The sequence below is a fragment of the Streptomyces sp. T39 genome, assembly GCF_008042045.1.
GTDB lineage: Bacteria > Actinomycetota > Actinomycetes > Streptomycetales > Streptomycetaceae > Streptomyces.
Map to the genome: position 1 here is coordinate 1 of NZ_RDBP01000040.1, position 21,662 is coordinate 21,662.

The 21,662-nt window shown below is 74.7% G+C and carries 25 protein-coding genes; 10 read left to right on the forward strand and 15 right to left on the reverse strand.

Annotated elements, in window-relative coordinates:
• Positions 1-218: 218 nt before the first annotated feature.
• Positions 219-533 (forward strand): hypothetical protein, encoded by a 315-nt coding sequence (locus EAO77_RS28185; protein WP_147991152.1) that lies wholly within the window; start codon positions 219-221, stop codon positions 531-533.
• Positions 534-561: 28 nt separating this feature from the next.
• Here EAO77_RS28185 and EAO77_RS28190 read toward each other — a convergent pair whose 3' ends face one another.
• Entirely contained in the window at positions 562-1,521 is a 960-nt protein-coding gene (locus EAO77_RS28190; protein WP_147991153.1) for a YihY/virulence factor BrkB family protein, read from the reverse strand.
• 126 nt (positions 1,522-1,647) lie between these two features.
• Entirely contained in the window at positions 1,648-2,292 is a 645-nt protein-coding gene (locus EAO77_RS28195) for a dihydrofolate reductase family protein (protein ID WP_147991154.1), read from the reverse strand.
• A gap of 745 nt (positions 2,293-3,037) precedes the next feature.
• Between EAO77_RS28195 and EAO77_RS28200 the strand changes: the two genes are divergently transcribed.
• Together EAO77_RS28200 and EAO77_RS28205 are read left to right on the forward strand one after the other, a co-directional pair.
• On the forward strand, positions 3,038-3,727 hold the full coding sequence (locus tag EAO77_RS28200) for a hypothetical protein (protein ID WP_147991155.1): 690 nt from the start codon (positions 3,038-3,040) through the stop codon (positions 3,725-3,727).
• A gap of 123 nt (positions 3,728-3,850) precedes the next feature.
• The gene (locus EAO77_RS28205) at positions 3,851-4,732 is read left to right on the forward strand and encodes an alpha/beta fold hydrolase (protein ID WP_147991156.1); all 882 of its coding nucleotides are present in this window, start codon (positions 3,851-3,853) and stop codon (positions 4,730-4,732) included.
• A gap of 124 nt (positions 4,733-4,856) precedes the next feature.
• Here EAO77_RS28205 and EAO77_RS28210 read toward each other — a convergent pair whose 3' ends face one another.
• The gene (locus tag EAO77_RS28210) at positions 4,857-5,864 is read right to left on the reverse strand and encodes a helix-turn-helix domain-containing protein (RefSeq protein WP_147991157.1); all 1,008 of its coding nucleotides are present in this window, start codon (positions 5,862-5,864) and stop codon (positions 4,857-4,859) included.
• Positions 5,865-6,149: 285 nt separating this feature from the next.
• Between EAO77_RS28210 and EAO77_RS28215 the strand changes: the two genes are divergently transcribed.
• Together EAO77_RS28215 and EAO77_RS28220 are read left to right on the forward strand one after the other, a co-directional pair.
• Positions 6,150-6,599 (forward strand): universal stress protein, encoded by a 450-nt coding sequence (locus EAO77_RS28215; protein WP_147991158.1) that lies wholly within the window; start codon positions 6,150-6,152, stop codon positions 6,597-6,599.
• Positions 6,596-7,693 (forward strand): adenylate/guanylate cyclase domain-containing protein, encoded by a 1,098-nt coding sequence (locus EAO77_RS28220; RefSeq protein WP_147991159.1) that lies wholly within the window; start codon positions 6,596-6,598, stop codon positions 7,691-7,693. Before EAO77_RS28215 ends, EAO77_RS28220 begins: the two co-directional genes overlap by 4 nt.
• A 72-nt stretch (positions 7,694-7,765) precedes the next feature.
• Here the strand turns inward: EAO77_RS28220 and EAO77_RS28225 are convergent, their stop codons facing one another.
• Positions 7,766-8,161, reverse strand: coding sequence for a RidA family protein (locus EAO77_RS28225; RefSeq protein ID WP_147991160.1), 396 nt, complete (start codon positions 8,159-8,161; stop codon positions 7,766-7,768).
• Positions 8,162-8,302: 141 nt separating this feature from the next.
• Here EAO77_RS28225 and EAO77_RS28230 point away from each other — a divergent pair, with 141 nt between their 5' ends.
• Complete coding sequence (locus tag EAO77_RS28230) at positions 8,303-9,277, forward strand: helix-turn-helix transcriptional regulator (protein WP_147991161.1); 975 nt, start codon at positions 8,303-8,305, stop codon at positions 9,275-9,277.
• An 81-nt stretch (positions 9,278-9,358) separates the two neighbouring features.
• Here the strand turns inward: EAO77_RS28230 and EAO77_RS28235 are convergent, their stop codons facing one another.
• Complete coding sequence (locus tag EAO77_RS28235) at positions 9,359-10,099, reverse strand: NIPSNAP family protein (RefSeq protein ID WP_147991162.1); 741 nt, start codon at positions 10,097-10,099, stop codon at positions 9,359-9,361.
• 125 nt (positions 10,100-10,224) lie between these two features.
• Between EAO77_RS28235 and EAO77_RS28240 the strand changes: the two genes are divergently transcribed.
• A complete protein-coding gene (locus EAO77_RS28240; RefSeq protein WP_147991163.1) occupies positions 10,225-11,280 on the forward strand; it encodes a helix-turn-helix transcriptional regulator in 1,056 nt (351 codons plus the stop codon).
• A gap of 12 nt (positions 11,281-11,292) precedes the next feature.
• On the opposite strand, the gene EAO77_RS28245 is transcribed toward EAO77_RS28240, so the two are convergent.
• The 4 genes from EAO77_RS28245 to EAO77_RS28260 form a co-directional block, all read right to left on the reverse strand.
• The gene (locus EAO77_RS28245) at positions 11,293-12,873 is read right to left on the reverse strand and encodes a molybdopterin-dependent oxidoreductase (RefSeq protein WP_147991164.1); all 1,581 of its coding nucleotides are present in this window, start codon (positions 12,871-12,873) and stop codon (positions 11,293-11,295) included.
• A gap of 181 nt (positions 12,874-13,054) precedes the next feature.
• Positions 13,055-13,657 (reverse strand): flavodoxin family protein, encoded by a 603-nt coding sequence (locus tag EAO77_RS28250; protein WP_147991165.1) that lies wholly within the window; start codon positions 13,655-13,657, stop codon positions 13,055-13,057.
• 421 nt (positions 13,658-14,078) lie between these two features.
• Positions 14,079-15,215 carry a polyprenyl synthetase family protein gene (locus tag EAO77_RS28255; protein WP_147991166.1) on the reverse strand — a complete coding sequence of 379 codons (1,137 nt, stop codon included), beginning with the start codon at positions 15,213-15,215 and terminating at the stop codon, positions 14,079-14,081.
• Complete coding sequence (locus EAO77_RS28260) at positions 15,212-16,396, reverse strand: tetratricopeptide repeat protein (RefSeq protein WP_147991167.1); 1,185 nt, start codon at positions 16,394-16,396, stop codon at positions 15,212-15,214. The genes EAO77_RS28255 and EAO77_RS28260 overlap by 4 nt, the downstream gene beginning before the upstream one ends.
• Positions 16,397-16,707: 311 nt before the next feature.
• Here EAO77_RS28260 and EAO77_RS28265 point away from each other — a divergent pair, with 311 nt between their 5' ends.
• Entirely contained in the window at positions 16,708-17,256 is a 549-nt protein-coding gene (locus tag EAO77_RS28265) for a GNAT family N-acetyltransferase (protein WP_147991168.1), read from the forward strand.
• A 75-nt stretch (positions 17,257-17,331) separates the two neighbouring features.
• Here the strand turns inward: EAO77_RS28265 and EAO77_RS28270 are convergent, their stop codons facing one another.
• The 4 genes from EAO77_RS28270 to EAO77_RS28285 all read right to left on the reverse strand — a co-directional run bounded on the left by EAO77_RS28270 (position 17,332) and on the right by EAO77_RS28285 (position 19,441).
• On the reverse strand, positions 17,332-17,844 hold the full coding sequence (locus EAO77_RS28270) for a hypothetical protein (RefSeq protein WP_147991169.1): 513 nt from the start codon (positions 17,842-17,844) through the stop codon (positions 17,332-17,334).
• 150 nt (positions 17,845-17,994) lie between these two features.
• Positions 17,995-18,621 carry a TetR/AcrR family transcriptional regulator gene (locus EAO77_RS28275; protein ID WP_147991170.1) on the reverse strand — a complete coding sequence of 209 codons (627 nt, stop codon included), beginning with the start codon at positions 18,619-18,621 and terminating at the stop codon, positions 17,995-17,997.
• Between the two features lie 137 nt (positions 18,622-18,758).
• Positions 18,759-19,145 (reverse strand): VOC family protein, encoded by a 387-nt coding sequence (locus EAO77_RS28280; RefSeq protein ID WP_187283457.1) that lies wholly within the window; start codon positions 19,143-19,145, stop codon positions 18,759-18,761.
• A complete protein-coding gene (locus tag EAO77_RS28285) occupies positions 19,145-19,441 on the reverse strand; it encodes an ArsR/SmtB family transcription factor (protein ID WP_147991172.1) in 297 nt (98 codons plus the stop codon). The genes EAO77_RS28280 and EAO77_RS28285 overlap by 1 nt, the downstream gene beginning before the upstream one ends.
• 124 nt (positions 19,442-19,565) lie before the next feature.
• Here EAO77_RS28285 and EAO77_RS38945 point away from each other — a divergent pair, with 124 nt between their 5' ends.
• Complete coding sequence (locus tag EAO77_RS38945) at positions 19,566-19,715, forward strand: hypothetical protein (RefSeq protein ID WP_187283452.1); 150 nt, start codon at positions 19,566-19,568, stop codon at positions 19,713-19,715.
• Positions 19,716-19,782: 67 nt separating this feature from the next.
• Here EAO77_RS38945 and EAO77_RS28290 read toward each other — a convergent pair whose 3' ends face one another.
• Together EAO77_RS28290 and EAO77_RS38950 are read right to left on the reverse strand one after the other, a co-directional pair.
• Positions 19,783-20,427 carry a dihydrofolate reductase family protein gene (locus tag EAO77_RS28290; protein WP_147991173.1) on the reverse strand — a complete coding sequence of 215 codons (645 nt, stop codon included), beginning with the start codon at positions 20,425-20,427 and terminating at the stop codon, positions 19,783-19,785.
• A gap of 158 nt (positions 20,428-20,585) precedes the next feature.
• A complete protein-coding gene (locus tag EAO77_RS38950) occupies positions 20,586-20,750 on the reverse strand; it encodes a hypothetical protein (RefSeq protein ID WP_187283453.1) in 165 nt (54 codons plus the stop codon).
• Positions 20,751-21,056: 306 nt separating this feature from the next.
• Here EAO77_RS38950 and EAO77_RS28295 point away from each other — a divergent pair, with 306 nt between their 5' ends.
• Positions 21,057-21,602 carry an MOSC domain-containing protein gene (locus EAO77_RS28295; protein ID WP_147991193.1) on the forward strand — a complete coding sequence of 182 codons (546 nt, stop codon included), beginning with the start codon at positions 21,057-21,059 and terminating at the stop codon, positions 21,600-21,602.
• The last annotated feature ends 60 nt before the right edge of the window (positions 21,603-21,662 follow it).

Here is a 21,662-nt window from a genome sequence, read left to right on the forward strand (position 1 = left end):
GGTTCGTTCGGCGCCGTCTACGGACCGCTCACCGCGTTCGTCGCCCTGCTGCTGTGGGCCAATGTGACCGGGGTCGCGCTGTTCCTCGGCATCGCCTTCGCCGCGCAGCTGGAGGCCGCGCGTGCGGGCCAGACGGAACCGGTCCGGCCGGACCGCGTCGCAGGGCCGCGGCGTGTCACGGACCGGCGCCCCCGTACCGGTCTGGAACGATCGGACGCGTGCAGGCGGACGGGGAGCGGCGAACCACACCCGACGGTCACTTCGTCGTCATCCGCGGCCGCAAGTGGCGGGCGACGGACCCCGCGATCCCCGAGGACCCCGCGGCCCGCCTGCGCAGCCACCTGATGGCCGCGCGCCGCGCGGTGCGTGCCGCCCTCGCCGACGGGGACCCGGGCGCGGAGCGTGCCGCACGGGCGCGGGTGCACCGCGCGAAGACCGCGCTCGGCGAGCGCGGAACGCCGTGGTGGGAGCAGTCGGACGAGGAGCGCCGGCGCCGATGGCGGGACGGGCTCTCGGCGCTCGACGACGGCTGACGGCGGGCTCCGGTCCCGCCGCCGGGCCTCATCCGCCGGGGTCCGGCCGGACCGGTTCCGTCTGGCCCGCACGCGCGGCCTCCAGCTGCGCGGCGAAGGCGATGCCGAGGAACAGCGCGACCCCGGTCACATTGGCCCACAGCAGCAGGGCGACGAACGCGGTGAGCGGTCCGTAGACGGCGCCGAACGAACCGCTGCGGCCCACGTAGAGCGCGAGGAGCCAGGTCGCGCACACCCACAGCACCAGATGGATGCCGGAGCCGAAGGCGAGCCAGGTGTAGCCGGGCTGGCGCCGGCGCGGCGCCCAGCGGAAGATCACGGCCGAGGCGACGCAGGCCAGTGCGACGCCGATCGGCACGTGCAGCGCCTCCCACCAGTCGAGCAGTGCCGGCGGCAGGCCGAGAGCGGTGACGACGGGCTCCCCCACCTCCCCGCCCGCGACGACGGCGAGGAAGCCGCCGCCGAGCGGCAGCCCCGCGCCGAGGGCGAGCAGCACGCCCCTGCCGTACTTCAGGGGGAAGGCGCGGTCGCGCTCGATGCCGTAGATGCGGTTGCAGCCGCGCTCGATCTGCCCCATCGCGGAGGCCAGATTGAGGACGGCGAAGGCGAGGCCCGTCCACATCGCCACCGCCCCGGCGATGTCCGCCCCCGCGCTGCGGCGCGTGTCCGCGAGGGCCTGCTCGACGAGCGGGGCGCTGGCGCCGGGCACGATGCGGGAGAGCACCTGGTCGACGACGCGCCCCACGGCCTCCGTGTGGAGGGTGGTGGCGACGCCGACGAGCGCGATGACGAACGGCACGATGCCGAGCACCACCTGGAACCCGAGGGAGCGGGCGGAGCTGAAGCCGTCCGCGTACCGGAAGCGGGCGAACGCGTCGAACAGGAGCCTGCGGCCGCCGTAGCGGCGCAGGGCGACGAGCGCCTCGTCACCGGAGAGCTCCTCGCCCACCATGTCCCGGGTCTGGGGTACATGCACCGCGGTTCCCATGGTCCCCCCTTCGTGCGTTGCCGCTCGTGTGCCCCGGTATCCGCCGGACAGACGTGCGCGAGGGGCCGCGGTCGCACCCGGCCCCCGCTCCCGGGCCGCGGACGGCACGGTACCCGTTCCGAGGTGTCACCTCCGCCAGAACAGGTGGTGCACCACACCGCTCGCACTGGGCACGACCTCGAGATGGAACCGGTCGAGCAGTTCGTCGGGTGACTCCCAGAGCCGGATGCCGGTACCGAGCTCCACCGGTGCGACGGCCACGTGCAGGGTGTCGACGAGATCGGCGTCGAGGAACTCCCGGACGGTGGTGACCCCGCCGCCGAGCCGGACGTCCTTGCCCCGGGCGGCCTCCCGCGCCCGGCCGAGGACCGTGAGCGGGTCGCCGTCGACGAAGTGGAACGTGGTGTCGGAGAGGGTGATCGGCGGACGTCCGTGGTGGGTCATGACGAACACCGGCGTGTGGAACGGGGGCTCGTCGCCCCACCAGCCCTGCCAGTCGTGGTCCTGCCAGGGCCCGCGCTGGGGGCCGAACTTGTTGCGGCCCATGATCTCCGCACCGATGTTGCGCGCGAAGTCCCGGGTGAAGTAGTCGTCGAGGCCGCGGCTTCCCCCGGCGTCGGTGCGCATGGGCCAGCTCGCCGTGGCGCCTGCCCAGGCGAACAGCCGCTCGGCACCGGCGAGGCCGAACGGGTTGTCGAGGCTCTGGTGCTCACCCGCCCCGATGCCGTCCCGCGAGACGTTGAAGTTCATGACTCTCAGCAGCTGCTGCACGTGTCTCTCCCCAGAAAACGATGTATCGATGTTTCGATGTGTCGCCCTGCCGCGCGGCGAGGTGCCCCGCATCCCTGCGTCGAACGGGACGCGGCCGGATCGACAGCGTCCCGCGGATTTCTCGCGACGCGGTCGTGGCAAGGGGACTGTCGGTGCCTGTTCGTACGATCGGCGCAGGCCCGACGCCTTCACCGCGCCGTGGTCCGCACCGGCCCGTCTCGTCGCGCGCCCGGCGGGGGCCGCCGCAGGTCCGCAGCCCTGCACCCCTTGATCCACAGCCCCGGCCGCCGTTGGATGGGCGGATGAGAGACACGGATGCCCGGGACCCCTTCGCCGCGCTCGCCGAGGGCCGTCCGCTCTCCCGCTTCCTGGCCGGGTCGTGGCTGGTGGGTCTCGGCACCAACCCGGCCGCCCCCGCGGAGGTCCTGCTCGGCCTGCTCGACGCCGGCCGCGGACCGCACCTCTACTTCCTCCACCGCATTGACCTTCCGCCGCAGGTCCTGGACGCCGCCGCCGTCCACCCGGCGAGGCATGTGCGCGGCTTCGCCGCCGAGAGCGGCAACCTGTCGGCCGCCCAGTGGTCCCGGCTCCTCGCCGCCACCCCGGAAGGGGCCTTCCGCACCGCCCTGGAGGAACTGGCGTCAGAGAGCACGCGGCACCGGACCGGCCCGGCCGGCAGACGCGGTGTGGAACCCCCTCCCGGCCCGGCGCCCGTCCGCCGCGGGGCCGGGAGGAGATCGATGCCATGGCGGCCACCGTCGAGGACATCACCCCCGACGACCGCACCTACGCGGTGTGGTGGATCGCCGCCCTCCACGACGACGCCGAGGCGATGCGCCGGCTCGCGCGCTCGCCCAACCTCCGGATCCGGCGCAGCGTCGCCCGCGCCCGCCACCTGCCGCCCGACGTCGTCGACCTTCTCGCCCACGACGAGGACCGCGTGGTGCGCCTGTTCCTCACCGAGTCCTGCGAGGACGCCACGGCCGAGGTGCTCCTCGACGTGTGGAGCTGGTGGTACGGCAGCCTCTCGTTCCCCGGACGCCCCCGCAACCACCCGCACTTCCCCCGCCACGACCTGCTCCGCTTCGCCGGACACCACGAGCCCCGCCTGCGCCTGCTGGCACTCGACGACCCCGCCTCCGACGCCGGTCTCGTGGAGCGGTTCGGCCGGGACGCCGACACCGACGTACGGGCCGCCGCGGCCGGGGACCCCCGGCTGTCACCGCAGTCCGCGGCCCGCCTCGCGGCCGACCCCGAGTTCGCCGTCCGCCGCAGGGCCTGGCTCAACCCCGCGCTGCCGCCCCACGCCCTCGTGGCGCGTCTCCTCGACGAGGAGAGCGCCGAGGACGCGGCGCGGAACCCGGCCGTCCCCGCTGCGGTCATGCACCGCATGACCGCCCTGGCCGCCCCGCACACCGGGGCCGGGCACGGGTGAACGCTCCGGGGCCGGCGTCGGACGGGCCCCGACCCGGTGCCGGGGTCGGTGCCCCTCGGGCGATGAGTTCCGGACCGGATCCCGGTCTCCTCCTCCGTACGGCAGACCTACCGAGGAGAGACCATGGCCGAGCCCGAGACCCGCACCCTGGACGCGAACGGCGCCACGCTCCGCTACGACATCCGGACGGGGGCGGACGAAGCCCCGGGCGGCGAACCCGCCCTGCTGCTGATCGGCTCGCCGATGGACGCGAGCGGCTTCGTCACCCTGGCGTCGTTCTTCACGGACCGGACCGTGGTCACGTACGACCCCCGGGGCGTGGGCCGCAGCACGCGCACCGACGGCGCCACCCGGTCGACCCCCGAGGAGCACGCGGACGACGTGCGGCGGGTCATCGAGGCACTGGACGCCGGCCCGGTGGACGTGTTCGCCAGCAGCGGGGGAGCGGTCAACGCGCTGGCCCTCGTGGCCCGGCACGGGGAACTCGTCCGCACCCTGGTCGCGCACGAGCCGCCCGCGGCACCCGTCCTTCCGGACGGCGAGGCCGTGCTGGCCGCGTGCACGGACGTCCACACGACCTATCTGCGCGACGGCATGGGGCCCGCCATGGCGAAGTTCATCGCCCTGGCCGGCCGCAAGGGCCTGTTCCCCGACGACTGGGCCGGCGAGCCCGCCCCCGACCCCGCCTCCTTCGGCCTCCCCACCGAGGACGACGGTTCGCGCGACGACCCGCTGCTGGGCCAGAACATGACCAGCTGCACCGGCTTCCGGCCCGACGCCGACGCCCTGAGAGCGGCCACGACCCGCATCGTCGTCGCGGCCGGCAAGGAGTCCGCCGGCGAGTTCCCGGCACGCGCCGCCGCCGAGATCGCCACCGCCCTGGGCAGCGAGCTCACGCTCTTCCCCAGCCATCACGCGGGATTCCTGGGCGGCGAGTTCGGCCGGCACGGCGCCCCGGCGGAGTTCGCCCGGACGCTCCGGGAGGTTCTGGGCGCCGACGGGTGACAGGGGCGGAGCCCTCCCGGGCCGGCCGGGCGAGGGTCCCCGGCGGGACGCGCAGGACACCGCCCGCGGACGGCCGCCCGCCTCGCGCCGGCCCGGGCGCGGCCACCGGCCGGGGGGTACGTCATCAGGAGGCCGCCGGTGCGGCTCCCCGTGTCGCGCCCCGCAGCATCGCGGCGCCGACCGGCGTCAGCGTGTGCAGCACGGCCGGTCCGTGACGGACGGTCGTGACGAGTCCCGCGTCGCGCAGCGCGGTCGCGTGCCTGCTGGCGGACGACGCCGAGACCCCCGCGGCGCGGGCGATCTCCCCGGTCGTGGCACCGGCGGCCGCGGCGCGCAGGGCGGTCGCCCGCGCCCGGCCGAGCAGGACGGTCAGGGGCCTGCCGGGATCGTCGCCGCCGGCCGGGGGCGGTTCGTGGAGCATCGAGTACCAGAGCACGGGCGGCAGTTCGGGATCGGCGAAGGCGACCGGTTCCGCCCAGTTGAAGTACGAGGGCACGAGGGTGAGCCCCCGCCCGTGCAGATGGAGGTCCCGGTCCGCCGCCTGGGTGGGGTAGGTGACCTCCAGGACCGGAGGACGCCACCGCATCATCGGGCCGAGCCCGGCGAGCATGCCCTCGACCCCTCCGTCGAGCAGGCCGCGGCAGCGCGCCGCCCGCTCGGCCTCCAGTGTCGTCAGGGCCATGTCCTCGTACGGGACGACGACGGCCTCGTGGTACGCGCGCAGCAGTGCGACGAGTTCTCTGCGTGCCCCCGTCTCCGCCAGCCGTCCGACCCACGACGGCGCACCCACCGTCCGGTCGAGCAGGGTCACCTCCTCCAGGATCCGCCGCGGCGGCGTGGCCAGGATCGACTCCGCACCGGCCTCGAAGCCGTCCAGGGCGCCGGCGGGTGTCAGGAAGTCCGGAAAGTACTCGGCCCGCGGATACAGACGCAGGAGGACGTCCCGCACCTGTCGTTCCAGCTTCTTCTCCCGCAACCGCTGCCGCGCCATGCGGCTCCACCCGGCGAACGCCCACGCCCCCTTCCGCGACTGCAACCGGTGCAGACTCGCGGCGATCTCCCACAGCGGGTCCGGCCTGGCGGCGACGGTGGTCCGTCCCAGGTCTGCATCGTCGAAATGAATGCGGAGCATCGCGTTCTCCCCCGTTGCGCGCGGCTGTGCACTCAGCCGCACCAGCATGGCCCGGCACCGCAGGCGGCGGCAAAGCTGCTGCGGGGCGTGTCGGACGCCGGCAGGGGAGGGCGAGCACCGGCCTGATGCCGGTCCGCGGGGGTGAGGCCGGATTCCACGGCCGGCCGCCGCTGCACGCGGCGGCCGGACACCCGACGCCCCCGGCTGCGGCCCTCTTGCCGGGGTGGTCCCGGAGTTCTACCTTACTCCAAAGTAAGTTTACTTCGGAGTAAGGGAGTTGGCGTGGTGACCGTCTACCGGACTGTCATGGTGGGCACGGACGGATCGGCCTCGTCGTTCTCGGCGGTCGAGGCGGCGGCCCGTCTCGCCGCCGTCTGCCGGGCCGAACTCGTGATCGTCTGCGCGTTCGTGCCGATGCGCGGGCGTGAACTTGCGGTGGCGCAGGACCAGTTGGGGGCCGAGGCGTATCAGGTGGTGGGCTCCGCACCGGCCGAGGACACCCTGCGTGCCGCCGGTGACCTGGCCCGCGCGCAGGGCGCGCAGGACGTGCGCTCCGTCGCGGTGCAGGACGAGCCGGTCGCCGCCCTCGTGCGGACCGCCCGCGACTGCGCGGCCGATCTCCTGGTCGTCGGGAACCGGGGGCTGCGCTCGCTCGCCGGGCGCCTCCTGGGCTCCGTGCCCGCGGACATCGCCAGGAAGGCCGACCTCGACGTACTGATCGTGCACACCACATGAGTGCGCCGGAACCACCGGAGGCACCCGTGGCACCCTCCGCCCCCGACGAGGCGGGACGGGCGATCGAGGAGGTGCTCCTCGGCGGCCGCCGTGTCCGGACGAGGCAGGACATCGCCGAACGGGCCGGGGTGGCGCCCGAACGCACCGTGGAGATCTGGCACGCGCTCGGATTCCCGGAGGTCGACGACGACGCGCGGGCCTTCACCGACGCCGACGCCGAGGCGCTGCGCGCGGGGGAGCGGCTCATCGCGGCCGGGCTCATCACCGAGGCGAGCGAGACGCTGATGGCGCGCGCCCTGGGGCACCACCTGTCCCGTCTCGCCGAATGGCAGGTGCACACCCTCTGGGTCTGGATGAACCGTGACGCGGGCGCCCCTCCGGGCGCCGCGGCGCTCGCGGAACACGCCGCGGCGCTGCTGCCGGAGATGGAACTGCTGCAGCGCCACGTGTGGCGCAGGCACCTCGCCGCGTACGCCGAACGGATGCTCGTCGACGCGGAGGAGGCCGCGCGCGCCGGGAACCCGCCCCGGCCGGCGGAGGGGAAAGGCGGCACGGAGCCGTCCCGCGAGGCGGCCGGCGTCCGCGAACGCGCGGTGGGCTTCACCGACATGGTCGGGTACACCCGGCTGACCCGTGGGCTGGACAACGCCGAACTCGTCCGCGTGCTCGACCGGTTCGAGAGCCTGACCGGTGACACCGTCGCCGAGGGCGGGGGCCAGGTGGTGAAGACCATCGGCGACGAGGTGCTCTTCGTGTGCGACACGGCAGGCGCGGCCGCGGACATCGCCCTGGAGCTCACCGCCCGCGCGGAGGCGGAACAGGGGCTGCCCCAGGTGCGCTCCGGGCTGGCCCACGGCGCCGTGCTCAGCCGCTTCGGCGACGTCTACGGGGCGACGGTCAACGTCGCGGCCCGGCTCACGGCCGTCGCCCGCCCCGGCACCGTGCTGGTCGACACGGCGTTCGCGGGCGAGTTGGCGGGTGCGGCGGCCTATACGCTCAGGGCGCTCCGCCCGGTGTCGGTGCGCGGCTACAGCAGGCTGCGCCCGGTCCTGCTGCGGGCCGCCCGGCAGCGTGCGGGAGGGCGGGCCGCGTGAACCCGCCCCCGCACGCCCGCCGTCCGTGCCGGAGGGAGCCGGCACGGACGGCGGACGGGGCGACGGGCCGGATCACGCGGTGGCGGTTCCCTCGAGTTCGACCAGCTGGCCCGGGACCGCCAGCCGTGCCACCCCGAGCATGGTGGTGGTCGGCGCGACCCCGGCGGCGCCGAGCCGCGCGGCCAGCACGCCGTAGTGCACGAGCAGCAGGTCGACATCGGTCGTGTAGACGTTCAGGCGGACGAGGTCCGCGAGCGACATGCCGGCCCTGGTCAGCACGGCCTCCACGTTGTCGATGCTCAGCGCCAGCTGCTTCGCCATGTCGCCGTCGTGCTGGGGCGCCCCGTCCCCGTTCATCGCGGTCTGCCCCGAGATGTACAGCGTCCGTGTGTGCCCGGACACGACCTCGCCCTGGTTGAAGCCCAGAGCCGCCGACCACGTCACGGGGTTGACCGCTGTTCGTTCCACTGCCACATCAGCTCGATTCGCTCGGTTCGGTTCACGTCGAGGACGCACGCCCACCTGCCTGCCGGCGGCCGCGACGTCGTGTTCACGAGCCTGGCAACGAATCACGACACCCTCGGTCATGTATTCCGTTACCGTTCCCGCATGCGTGCCGACCGACTGGTCTCGCTGGTGCTGCTGCTGCGTCAACGCGGCCGGCTGACCGCGGAGACGCTCGCCCGTGAGCTGGAGGTGTCCACGCGCACCGTGCTGCGGGACATCGAGGCGTTGTCCGCGGCCGGCGTGCCGGTCTACGCCGAGCGCGGCCGGCACGGCGGCTTCGCGCTGCTGCCCGGTTTCCGGACCGATCTCGCCGGTCTGAACCACGACGAGGCCCTTGCCCTCCTGACCGCCGGATCGGGGCGCGGCGAGCTGGTGTTCGGCCTCGGCTCGGCGCTCGCCTCGGCGATGCGGAAGGTCGTCGACGCGCTGCCCGCGGGCCACCGGGCCACGGCGAGCGACGCGGCGCAGCGCTTCCTCGTCGACCCGCAGACCGATCTGCTCTCCCGCCGCCTGGTCACCGACGAGATCCCCGGCGCCACCATGGGCGAGGTCCGGCGCGCGGTGCTCGCCGGGCACAAACTGCGCATCCACTACGCGGCCACCGGCCGGGCGCCGCAGTGGCGCACGGTCGACCCCGTCGGCCTGGTCACCGTGCGGGACCGCGCCTACCTGCTGGCCACGAGGTCCGGCGAGGACCGTACCTATCGGCTGTCCCGGGTGCTCGCCGCCGAGGAGCTTCCCGAGCCGGCCCTGCGGCCGGACAGGGTCGACCTCGACCGCATCTGGCGGGAGCGCTCGGCCCGCTTCCTCGCCGGGGGCGACCACCTCACCGTGCTGCTGCGGGTGGAGCCGGCGCGGCGCGAGGAACTGCTGGACGCCGCGCTGGCCGTCCGCGCGGAAGCACCGGACGCGGACGGCCGGCTGCGGCTGGAGGTGACGTTCCAGGACACGCGGCATGCCGAATGGGCGCTGTGGCAGCTCGGCACGGACGCGGAGGCCCTGTCCCCGCCGTCGCTGCGCACCGCCCTGCGCGAGCGCGCCACCGCGATGGCCGACCGCTACCGGGACCCGCCCTGAGCGCCTGCGCCCCCCCGGGCGCAGCCGTGCCCCCCGGGCAGCCGGCTGGGCGGCCCGGCGGGCGAGCCCCCGTCGCCCGGCTCAGATCAGCGAGCGGCCCGTGGGCGCCAGACGCAGCGTTGCCGGCGGCGCCGTCAGGTGTTCCCCGATGCCCGGCAGGATCTCGTCCCGTACGAGGGGGTGGGCCATCACCTCGGCGTGGTGCCGCAGGCGGGCCCCCTCGTCGGGGTGGGCGGTGAGGACCACGGCGACGTTCTCCCCCGTCCGCACCGGCAGCCGGGGAAAGGTGTTGCGCGCCGTCGTCGTGGTGAGCGCGGCGAGCGGCGCGGGCCCCGTCGCGCGGAGCACGGGCAGGAGCGCGTCGCGGATCAGCGCGACGCCCTCGTGCCGTCCGGGACGGAAGGACCACACCGTCGCGGACACACGGCGGTCCGGTGCCGGAGATCCCACTGCGGGCCGCTCGGCCGGCCGGACGGTGAAGCCGCACCCGTCGGACAGGGGCCGCAGGAGGAGGACGTCGTCGGAGTCGAGCATGGTGGTGTTGGCCCGGGGGCCGTGCTCGGCCCAGACGGGGCCACCGTAGAAGGCGGTCAGCGCCCGGTGCCGGGCCGCCATGTCACGAAATCCGCGCAGCCAGACGAACCGGTCCGGATCGTCCTCGTCCCGGAACTGACCGAGCACGGCCGTCCCGGCCTCCTCCTGCGACTCGACGAACTCCCGGTCGAACAGCTCGACGAGTTCGTCCCCCCGGCCGGGGCGCAGCGTGTACCGGCGCAGCTCGATGACGGCAGGGTCGGTGACGGCAGGGTCGGTGACGTACACGGCAGGTTCCTCCTCGGTTCGCTTCCCGGGGGCGGGTCCGCTTCGCTGCTCCCGCAGCCGGTGTGAGCCGACGGTAGGGCGGGCGTGTGCCAGGAGCTGTCAGTGTTTGCGGGGAGAATGCGCTCATGTCTGCCGGTCGACTGCTGTCGGTGCTGCTGCTGTTGCAGTCCCGCGGCCGCATGTCCGCACGCGCGCTCGCCGACGAGCTGGGCGTGTCCGTCCGCACGGCCTACCGCGACCTGGCCCGTCTGCAGGCCGCCGGAATCCCGCTCTACGCGGAGCCCGGCAGAGCCGGCGGCCACCAGCTGGTCGACGGCTACCGGACCCGCCTGACCGGCATGAGCGAGGCCGAGGCACGCGCGCTGCTCTTCGCCGCACTGCCCGGCCCCGCCGCCGATCTCGGACTCGCCGACGAGGTGACGGCGGTACGCCTGAAGCTGCTGGCCGCGCTGCCCACCGCCCTGCGCGAACAGGCCGCGCGCACCGCGGCCGTGTTCCACCTGGACGCCCCCGGCTGGTACCGGGAACCCGAACGGACACCGCACCTGCCCCTGCTCGCCGACGCGGTGCTCGGCCGGCACGCGGTCGACGTGCGCTACCGCCGCTGGCGCGCGCCGCAGGAGGTGCGGCGCCGCCTGCGGCCCTACGGTCTGGTGCTCAAGTCCGGCGTCTGGTACCTCGTGGCCGCCTCGGCGTCCGGGACCGCGACCTACCGCGTGACCCACGTCCTCGAAGCGACGGTGGCCGACGAACGGTTCGACCGCCCGGCGGACTTCGACCTCGGCGCGTACTGGACCGCCTACCTCGACGACTTCCGCACCCGCCGCCACACCGGCACGGCGACCATCCGCCTCTCCCCGCACGGACGCACGCGGCTGCCCGACAACGTGCCCGAGGACATCGTGCGGGCGGTCGACCGGACGGCGACCACCGTCGGCGACACCGGCTGGATCGAGGCGGTCATCCCGACCGAGAGCACCGACCACGCCTGCGGTGAGCTGCTGCGCCTGGGCGCCGACGTCGAGGTCCTCGGACCGCCCGCGCTGCGCCGGGCCATGGCCGGCATCGTGAACGCCCTCGCCGTCGCCTACGGATCCGCCCGCACGCCGGGGACGGCCGGTCCGGACACCGGAGAAGCCCCCACCTGGCAGGACCGGCCGGCGGACGGGGCACAGCGCTGAGAGGGACGGGCCCTATTCGACGGTGACGACGACCGAGTGCCATCCGGAGGCCCCGTCGGGGCTGGGGCGGGTCCGCTTCCCGGTCTGGGTCCGGCCGGTGCGGTCGGTGGCCCGGACGGTGAGCGTGTGGCTGCCCGGCGCGGCCTTCCACGGCCAGGACCACTGGCGCCAGGTGTCGGTGGTGTGTTCGGCGGCGAGGTCCGCCCTGTGCCAGGGGCCGTCGTCGACACGGACCTCGACCGTGTCGACGCCCCGGTGCTGCGCCCACGCGACGCCGGCGACCATGACGGTGCCCGCGCCGGGCCGGGCGAAGGGCTTGGGCGTGTCGATGCGGGACTGTGTCTTGACCGGCGCCTCGCGTGCCCAGTCGCGTTTCACCCAGTAGGCGTCGTAGGCGTCGAAGGCGGTGAGTTCGATGTCCTCGATCCATTTGCAGGCGGACACGTATCCGTAGAGGCCCGGCACGACCATCCGGACGGGGAAGCCGTGGTCGAACGGCAGGGGACGGCCGTTCATGCCGACCGCGAGCAGTGCGTCGCGGCCGTCCATGACGTCCTCGACGGGAGTGCCGATGGTCATGCCGTCGACCGAGCGGGACACCAGCTGGTCCGCCCGGCCGCCGCGCGACGGCGGCCGGACTCCCGCCTCCCGCAGCAGGCCGGCCAGGGGCACGCCGATCCAGCGCGCGTTGCCCACGTACGGGCCGCCGACTTCGTTGGAGACGCAGGTCAAGGTGATGTCGCGCTCGACGAGTTCCCGCCGCAACAGGTCCTGGAAGGTGAGGGAGAGGGGGGTGCGCACGCCCCGGCCGTGGATCCGGAGGCGCCAGGTGGAGGCGTCGACCTTCGGCACCACGAGCGCGGTGTCGACCCGGTAGAAGTCCTCGGTGGGGGTGACGAACGGCTGGAGCCCCGGGACGCGCAGCGCGGCTCCGGAGGGGACCGGGGTGGCCCTGGAAGCCGGACGGGGCAGGGTGACGGCGTCGCGGGACGCGACCGCGTCACCACCGCGGGAGCCGGCCGCCGCACGGGCCAGGGCGCCCGCACCCGCGGAGGCGAGGGCCGCCGCGGACGCGGCGACCAGGAAGCCCCGCCGGTCCCAGCCGGCACCGGTGTCCGGGGCGTTTGCCCGGACCGTGTGCAGGCGGCCCGCCAGCAGATGGAGGACCAGGGCGCCGGCCAGGGCCCCGGCGAGGGAGGGCAGCGCGTCGGTCCACGACGAGGAGTCCGGGCGGGAGAGGGCCGCCGCCGCGCCGACCAGCCCGAACAGCAGCACCCCGGCTGCGCCCGCCCGCCGGTGGCGCAGCGCGAGCAGCCCCAGGGCCACCGCGAAGAGCGCCAGCACCACGAGGATGCCGAGCTGGAGGACCAGCTTGTCCGCCTCGCCGAAGGTGCGGATCGCCCAGTCCTTGACCGGCCCGGGCGTCCGGTCGATCGCGCTCCCGCCGACCGCCACCAGCGGTCCGGCCTCCGGACGCACCGCTACGGCGGCGAGCTCCGCCACCGCCAGGGCGGCGCCCCCGGCGATCAGACCACTGAGACCGGCCGCGGCGCGGCGGGCGAGAACTGCTCCGTCGATCGTCACACCCCTCATTCGGAACGCCGCCCCGGGCGGATTGGTCCGCCCCGCGACGAGGTGACCGCGGCGCACGCCCAAGCCGTGCGGCCGAGGTGACCGCGGCGCACGCCCCCGCCGCGCGGTGGTGCGCCGGGCGCTCCTGCACCGTGTCGGCGTTCCCCGTCCCGTGTCCTCGGCGCCCGCGGTCCGGTGCCGTTCAGCCGGTGACCGGGTAGGGGTGGTCGCTCAGCAGGCGGGCCAGGTGGACCGCGTTCGCCGCCAGTGTCCGCGTCGTCGCCGCGACACTGTCGGGGGTCCGGTCGAGGTCCCGGTAGTCGGTGGTGTGCTGGGCCTCGCCCACCCAGTAGGTGACCGCGTTCGCCGGCAGGGAGAAGCCGACGTCGTTCAGCCCCTGGAAGACGTCGGCGCTGACCTTGTGCGCGCCGTCCTCGTTGCCCACCACCGCCACGACGGCGACCTTGCCGAAGAGCAGTGGCCTGCCGTCGTCGCCGGTCTCGGAGGAGTCCGCGTTCAGCCTCTCCAGCACGCGCTGGCAGACGCTCGACGGGTGACCCAGCCAGATCGGGGTCGCCAGGACGAGGATGTCGGCGGCGAGCACCTTCTCCCGCAGGGCGGGCCACCCGTCGTCCGGCCCGAGGTCGGCCGACACCCCCGGGAGCACGGGGTGGTCCGCCACCCGGACGGTCTCTCCCCTCACACCCTGCGCGGCGAGCTCCTCCAGAACCTGTTCGGCGAGCAGCTGGCTGCTGGAAGAGGTGGGGGAGGAGGTGAGAGAACACACCAGGGCGATGGCACGCATACGAGTTCCGCTCCGTTCGTTCGGCAGAGGCCGGGCACGGCCCGCGAAGAGATGTCCCACGTTCGCGGCGCCGCCACTCGTCTTCCCCGAAACGGACGACGGACCCGGATCGCGCGGGCAGGCCCACGAGCCCGGCCGCGGACGCCGCTTCGCGGCGGTGGCGTCCTCCCGGCTGCCCGCTGCCGAGCGCCCGGCGCTCGGCGGTCCCCGCGGCCGGGCGGGTCCCGGGTCGCGGTGTTCGCAGGTCCGGCCGGGTGCCCCCGCTCCAGGCCCCGGCCGCCGAGCGCCCGGCCCACCCGGGTCCCGGTCGCGGCAGGGGCCGGGCCCGACCCGGAGGGCGGTGGTCGGGGCGCGCGTGGCCGCCGGAGCCGTCACGGCTGCCGCCCGAGGCGCCCCGCCGCACGGCCGGACGGCTCCCGGCTCAGCTCGTGCGATCGTGGAGCCGCGTCAGCAGGTCGTCGATCGTGTGCGCCGCCTCCGGAGCGAGCGGGACCGCGTGCAGGCATGCGCGCGCGGCGGTGAGGCGGCGGCCCGCCTCGGCCAGCGCGGCCGCCCGTCCGCCCGCCGCCTCGGCGAGCGCCGCGGCCCGCGCCGGCCGGCCGTCGTCCAGGTCGAGGTCGGGCGGACCGTCCGCGCGACGGCCCGGCCCGCCGGATGCGACCGGCCCCGGTTCGTCCAGCAGTGCCAGCAGTTCACGCGCGGCACGGCCCCCGTCCGAGAGCGCGGCGAGGACCGGGTAGCTCTTCTTCCCGCGCCGCAGGTCGCCGTACACGGGTTTGCCCGTCACCGCCGGATCGCCCCAGATGCCGAGCACGTCGTCGACGAGCTGGAACGCCACCCCGGCGTGCCGGCCCATCAGGTCGAGGGCGTGCACGGTGTCCCCGTCCGCGCCGCCGAGCAGAGCGCCCGTCGCGACCGCGCAGCCCAGCAGCGAACCGGTCTTGAGCTCCGCGGTGACCCCGTACTCCTGCGGGCTCACCGCGCCCGCCCCCTGCCAGGGGCGGCTCTCGGAGAGCAGGTCCCGCGCCTGTCCGCGGACCAGTTCGGCCAGCGCCACGGACAGCCGGCGCATCGCCGCGGGCGCGACGGGGTCCGCCGTGAGCGCCACCGTCCGCACCGCGAGCGCGAACAGCGCGTCGCCCGCGAGGACCGCCGGGCCGGGCCCGTACGCCCGCCAGACGGCGGGCCGCAGGCGCCGCGTCTCGTCGCCGTCCATGAGGTCGTCGTGCACCAGGGAGAACGCGTGGACGAGTTCGACCGCGACCGCTCCCGGCKCGGCGGCCTCGCCCGGAGCGCCGGCCGCCTCCGCGCCGAGCACCGCGAGGGTCCGGCGCACGCCCTTGCCCGGAGAGGCGCCGGGCGCGGGGGTGCCGTGCACGTCCTGCCAGCCGAACGCGTACGCGGCCATCTCCCCGGTCCACGGCTCCAGTTCGCCCAGGGCCCGTGCCAGGGCGGGGACCACCAGCCGCCGGCCGCGGTCCAGCGCCGCGGCTGCCGCGCCGCCGGGCGCGGGCGTGACCACGGGCGGGGCGGCGGTGGCGGAACGGCCGGCGCTCATCGGACCGTCCCCGTGCCCGCGCCCGTCGCCGTCCCCTTCGCCTCGGCGGCCGACGGGACGGGGGATGCGCCGGGGGGCACCTCGACCCCCAGTTCCGCCGCCGCCCGCACGACCACCGCGTCCGCGTGCAGCAGGCCGATCCGCCGCAGTTCCCCGTGCAGCTCGGCCAGCTCGGCGGCGGTCTCCCCGGCGTCCCGGCCCAGCCGGGCCCGGCACTTGAGGAGACCCAGCCGGGACAGTGCCGTGCCCCGTGCCTCCTCCATCTCCCGGAACTCCGCGAGGGCACGCGTGTACTCCTGCCGCGCCTCCGCGTGGCGCCCGGCGCGGTAGAGCACGTTCCCGCGCATCTTGCGGTTGTACGCGAGAGCGCCGACGAGGCGGATCTCCCGGCACAGGCCCTCGGCCTCGGTCAGCAGGCCGAGGGCCCGCTCCACGTCGCCGTCGCGTGCGGAGAGCACGTCGGCGACCCCGCGCAGCGCCCAGGCCCGTCCGCGCCGGTCGTCCGCCCGCTGCGCCGTCTCGGCGGCCTCCTCGAAGAGCGCGAGTGCCGTGTCGTAGGAGCCGCTGTTGCGGTGCATCTGTGCGATGCCCTCCAGCGCCCACACCGCATGGCGGGCCTCGCCCCGGCGACGGGCCTCGGCGAGGAGCTGCTCGTGCAGCCGGCCCACGGCCTCGTAGTCGCCCTGGATCCGGCCGGTCTCGGCCAGCCCGGCGAGGGAGTAGCCACGGGCGACCACGTCCCCTCCGCGTTCGGCGAGGTCTGCGGCGATCCGCAGCAGTCGGTACGCGAGGGGGAGCGCACCGCGTTGCCGCGCCAGGGTGCCGCCGCTCCAGGCGGCCCATGCCATGCCGCCCAGGTCGCCCGCCGCGCGGGCGGTGCGGTAGCTGGACTTCCAGATCCGCTCGGCGTCCTCGACCCGTCCCAGCCGGCGGTACGCCTCCGCGACGGCTATCCCGCAGCGGGCGGCCTCCCGGTGGTCGCCGGACGCCTCGGCGGCGCGCAGCTCCGCGAGACCGCGCTCGACCACCTCGTGGAGGGAGGAGTTGACCGACAGGGCGCCGAGCGCCCCCTGGTACTCGGGCGCGAACGCCCGGCCCGGAGCCCGCCCGTCGGGGCTCTCCTCGTCCGGGGCGGCGGGCACCGCGTCCCTCCGGGCAGCCGTCGTCTGATGAACCGTCATGTATCTGCCTTTCACAGCTCGGTGATCATGACGGTAGGTGGGGGAGGAGGCTTCTGTAGTCCCCCTGCGTGACCGTCCTGCGGTCCCTCTGGAGTCCTACCGGGGAGTGGCCCGTAGGCACTCAGGAGTACGCCTGCGGGCCGGTCCCGGCACCGCGGCGGGCCGTCGCCCGTCGGACGGACGCGTGCGACGGGCGCTCGCGCCGGAGGGGGCACGGGTCCGTTACGACGGCGAGGGGAGGCCGCCAGTCACCGAAGGGCCGTTCGCCGGGACGAAGGCCGTCCCCAGCCCGCAGGCCCTACCGTTGGCCCATGCCCAACACGCCGCCACGGGTCGACCTGCACCCGCTCACCCTCTCCGACCAGGACGCGTTCTGCGCGCTCGTGCGAGCGAGCGCCGAGCTGCACCGGCCCTACATGCAACTGCCCGCGTCGAAGGAGGAGTTCCGCAACTGGATGCGCCGGTTCGACGACGGCACCAACCAGGGCTTCCTGGTGCGCGTCCGGGAGACCGACGCGGTCGCCGGCTCGGTCAACATCAACTCGATCATCCGGGGCCGCTACCAGGGTGCGTCCCTCGGCTATGCGGCCTTCGCCCCGTCGGCGGGGCGCGGTTACATGACCGAAGGGGTCGCCGCCGCCGTGCGGTACGCCTTCACCGAGCTGCGGCTCCACCGGCTGGAGGCCAACATACGGCCGGGGAACACGGCATCGCTCGCCCTGGTCCAGCGGCTCGGTTTCCGCTACGAAGGCATCTCGCCCTCGTACCTCTACATCGGCGGAGCCTGGCGCGACCACGAGCGCTGGGCCGTCACCGCACCGGACCCCTGGACGCCCGACCCGTCCCTGCCCGCCTTCTGAGCCGCCCCCCGGGTCGTCACCGCAGACGCCGAGCGCCTGCGGCACCCGCACCGGGTGGGCAGGTGCGGCCTCCGGCTACCTCGGGGCCGGGGGCGCTGTCCGCGGGGCGTGGGTCCGCTCCTCCGGCGGGGCCGTCCGTGCCCGGTACTCGTCCAGGAACCCGACCGCGATCAGCATGAGCAGCGCGGTCAGGGCGAAGGCCGCGGTCAGGGCGTTGAGCAGGGTGTAGGGGCCGTCGGCCGCGACGACGCGGCCGCCGTGCAGCAGGCAGTCGAAGCCCAGCGGGACGTAGGACGGTTCGTGGCCGGTGAGTTGACCGAGTGTCTCGGGCGGGAGGGAGCGGCAGGGGACGGCGGGGGCGGATCCCGCGCCGGACTCGGCTTCGCTCGCGTCCCACTGGACGAGGCCGAGCCCGATCGTGTAGACGATGACGGCCGCGACGGCCGACATCCCCCCGCTCCACAGCAGCAGGTCCCTCGCCCAGTCCGGCCGGCGTCCGGGGAGGACGACCGAGATCAGTTTCACCACCACGGCGACGGCCCAGAACAACGCGGCGAACACGGCGCCGTACATCAGCAGGACGAACACAGCGCAGCCGCCTTTCGAGCCGTCCCCTGCTCGTCGAGGATCCGGTCGTTGCCGGACCGGCGTGCGCACCGCGCACGTCCACGACTGCCGCGCGACCCCCCTGGTGGCGCCGGTGACGGTGATCTGGCGAGTCACGATAGCGGACGCCGATCAGGCGCCGTCGTCCCGGCGGACGGAGAAGGCTCCCGCGGCGGCCGCCGACACCGCCGCCCCCGCGGCCCGTTCGGGGAGCAGGGGGTCGGGTTCGGTGCGCAGCAGCACCAGTTGGTGGTAGAGCGGCGCGGTGGCGGCGATGAGCAGACTGCGTGCGTCCGTGTGCCGCGAGGGGAGTTCACCCCGCTCGGCGGCGCGCCGGACGAGCACCTCGCACTGGGCGTACCGGTCCGCCCACAGCTTCGTCTGCGCCCGCGCGGCCTGCTCGGAGTGGAACGAGGCGGCCATCAGCGCGACGGCGAACGACGGCTGGACGACCAGGGACTCCTGGATCTCCTCGTTGAGGGCCGTCAGATCGCCGTGCAGCGATCCGGTGTCCGGCGGCTGCCAGTCGATCTCGCCGGCGGCGTCGATGACGTCGGCGAGCAGCCCGCCCACGTCGCGCCAGCGCCGGTAGACCGTGGTGCGGTGCACTCCCGCGCGCGTCGCGACGCCTTCCATGGTGAGGCCCTCGTGGCCGCCCTCGGTGAGTTCGGCGCGCACCGCGTCGAGGACCCGGGCGCGGACCCGTGCGGTGCGGCCGCCCGGACGGCGGTCCGGCGCCGGTGCCGACGGGTCTGTCATCGCGGTCCCCCATCCGGTCGGTCGACGTGCGGTGACGGGTGCCGGCATCCTAACGCAACAGTTGTCGCTCCGATGGGTGAGCGCGGGAGACCGCCGTCCGGGGTCGCGGCCGCCCCCGACGTCCGGGCCCGTGCGGGCTATTTCATGGTGGCGAGCTGGATGAGGTTGCCGCAGGTGTCGTCCAGCACGGCCGTGACGACGGGCCCGAGGTCCGTCGCCTCCTGGGTGAACTCGACGCCCAGGCCCTTGAGCCGTTCGACCTCGGCGTACACGTCGTCGACGGCGAACTGGGTGAACGGGATGCCGTCCTCGACCAGCGCGTGCTTGAACGGGCCCGCGGCCGGGTGGCCGTCGGGCTCCAGCAGCAGCTCCACACCGTCCGGGTCGGCCGGTGAGACGACGGTGAGCCAGCGGGCGTCACCCGCCGGCACGTCGGTCTTCTTGGTGAACCCGAGCTTCTCGGTGTAGAAGGCGAGGGCCTTCGCCTGGTCGTCGACGAGCACACTGGTGATGTTGATCCGGATCACGGACTCGGTTCCTCTCGGTCGATCGGCCACCGTTCGACGATCGAGCGCAGCGGGCCCGTGTCGAGGTGGTGGAACTTGTACCGGCCCTGTCGCCGGGTGTGCACGAGGCCGGCCTGTTCGAGGACGGCGAGGTGCTGGGATATGGCCTGACGCGACGAGGCGAGGCCGTGCTTCATGGTGAGCCGGCCGCAGATCTCGAACAGCGTCTGCCCGTCCTGCTCGGTCAGCTCGTCGAGGATGATGCGTCGCGTCGCGTCGCCGAGGGCCTTGAACAGGTCGGGTTCGGCGCTCATGACACCGTTATAGGCAAGTGGACACTTGCCTGTCAAGGAGGGTCCCCGCCCGGACGTGGACTGCCCCTGACATCCTCGCGCCGTCCCCGGGTAGGCGGACGGTACACGGCACCGAGGAGGAACCATGTCCGGACGACTGATCGCCCGTCTCACGCAGTTCACCCGCAGCCCCCAGGGGCAGCGGACGATCGCGTCGGCACGACGCGCCGCCGCCGACCCCCGCAAGCGCGCCCAGGCCCGCAGCCTGCTCGGCCGGGTGCGCGGACGTCGCTGATCCGCCCGGCACCCCGTGTGCTGCCTCTCCCGCCCCGGAACGCCCGCCGACCGGGGCGGGAGCCGCGTCAGTCCGCGCTGGCGGCACCGCGGTCCGGTGCGCCCATGTCCCCCGTGGCGGGAACACCCTCGGCGAGTCCGTAGCGCAGGTACACGGTGCCGCTCGGGGAGGCGGCCGGCGGCGCGAGGAGCGTGATGTTGGTGGGCACCGCGCCGCCGTCGAACACCTTCTTGCCCACGCCCAGCACGATCGGGTGCAGCCAGAGATCGAGGCGGTCGAAGAGCTTCTCGCGCAGAAGGCTCTGTACGAGGTTCAGGCTCCCGACGACCTTCACGTTCTCGTGGCGGTCGCGGATCTCGCGGACCGCCCCGGCCAGATCCGGGCCCAGCTGCGTGGAGCGGTCCCACGGCAGGTCGGGCGTGCCGCGGGAGGCCACGTACTTCGGGACGCGGTTGAAGAGCGTGGCGATCGCGTCGTCCTCGCCGCCCTCCTGGTGCGGCCAGTAGGCCGCGAAGATGTCGTAGGTCCGCCGGCCGAGCAGCAGGGCGTCCGTGCCCTCGTAAGCGGCGGCCACCTGCGCCCCGGCCACCTCGTCCAGCAGGGGCGCCTGCCAGCCGCCGAACGGGAAGTCGGCCGGATCCTCCTCGGGGCCGCCGGGCGCCTGCCCGACGAGGTCGAGGGTCGCGAACATCTCGATGTGGATGAGGCCCATCGCTGTCTCCTGACGCGTCGGTTGTCTCCGTCAGGAGACAGACCTGCCCGGCTCCGCGGACTCATCGCCGCGACCGCCCCCCGCCGCGCCCGGGCACACCCCGGTCCCCGCGGCACACAGGTGCCGGGCGGACGGCCGCAGCGGTCCCGGGGCGACGGTCAGCGCCGGCGGGCCGGGCCGGAGCGCTGCCCGTGCATCTCGGACCGGCCCTGATCGATCAGCCGCCGCCCCGCCGTACGCAGCCGGGCGTCCATCAGCGCCTTGCCGTCGGCCTCCTGCTTCATGCCGCGGATCACTTTGATCCCGCCGCGGATCCTGCTCATGAACACTCCTCGGAACGGATGCTCCGGCCCACCATGACCGTGACCGGCGCACAGGCGTTATTACCCACACATACCGCCCAAAACATTGCGAAGGGGAGCAGATGTTCCCCGGGGGGCCTCGCCCGGCGCGGGTGCGGGAACGGCGTGCGAGGACAGCTGTGTGCCCGGTCGCGTGCACCGTGCGCACCGAGACGGCTCACTCCGCCCCCGGCCGCGCCGGATGCCGGACGCGGGAGGGGAGGAGGAGCCCGGGGCGCGCCTTGTACGATCGACCGGCCGGGGAGGCGCAGCAGGTGGGAGGGCATGATGACCGGTCAGGTCGCCGCGGTGAGCCGCAACGGGACGTATTCCTTCAGCAAGCCCACCCGTGACTCCGTCACGCTCCTCACGGGCCTCGGCGTGGAAGGGGACGTGCACGCCGGGGAGACGATCCGCCACCAGTTCCGCATGACCTACGAGCCGGATCTGCCCAACCTGCGCCAGGTCCACCTGATGCACGAGGAGCTCTTCGCCGAACTCCGCGCCAAGGGTTTCGCGGTGTCCGCGGGCGAACTGGGCGAGAACATCACCACCCGCGGCGTGGACCTGCTGGGCCTGTCCACCGGTGCCCTGCTCCACCTCGGGGAGCAGGCCGTGCTCGAGGTGACGGGCCTGCGCAACCCGTGCTCGAAGATCAACGACTTCCGCAGCGGGCTGCTCGGTGAGGTGTTCACCATGGACCCCGTGACCGGTGGGTTCACCTTCAAGTCCGGCGTGATGGCCGTGGTCCGCCGGGGCGGTACCGTCCGCCCCGGCGACTCCGTCCAGGTCGAGCCCCCGCCCTTCCCCCACCGCCCGCTGGAACGCGTCTAGGGCCTTCCGTCCGGATCAGGCCGGCCCGCGCCTGCCCCGGACGCGAGGCCCGGTGTCCCG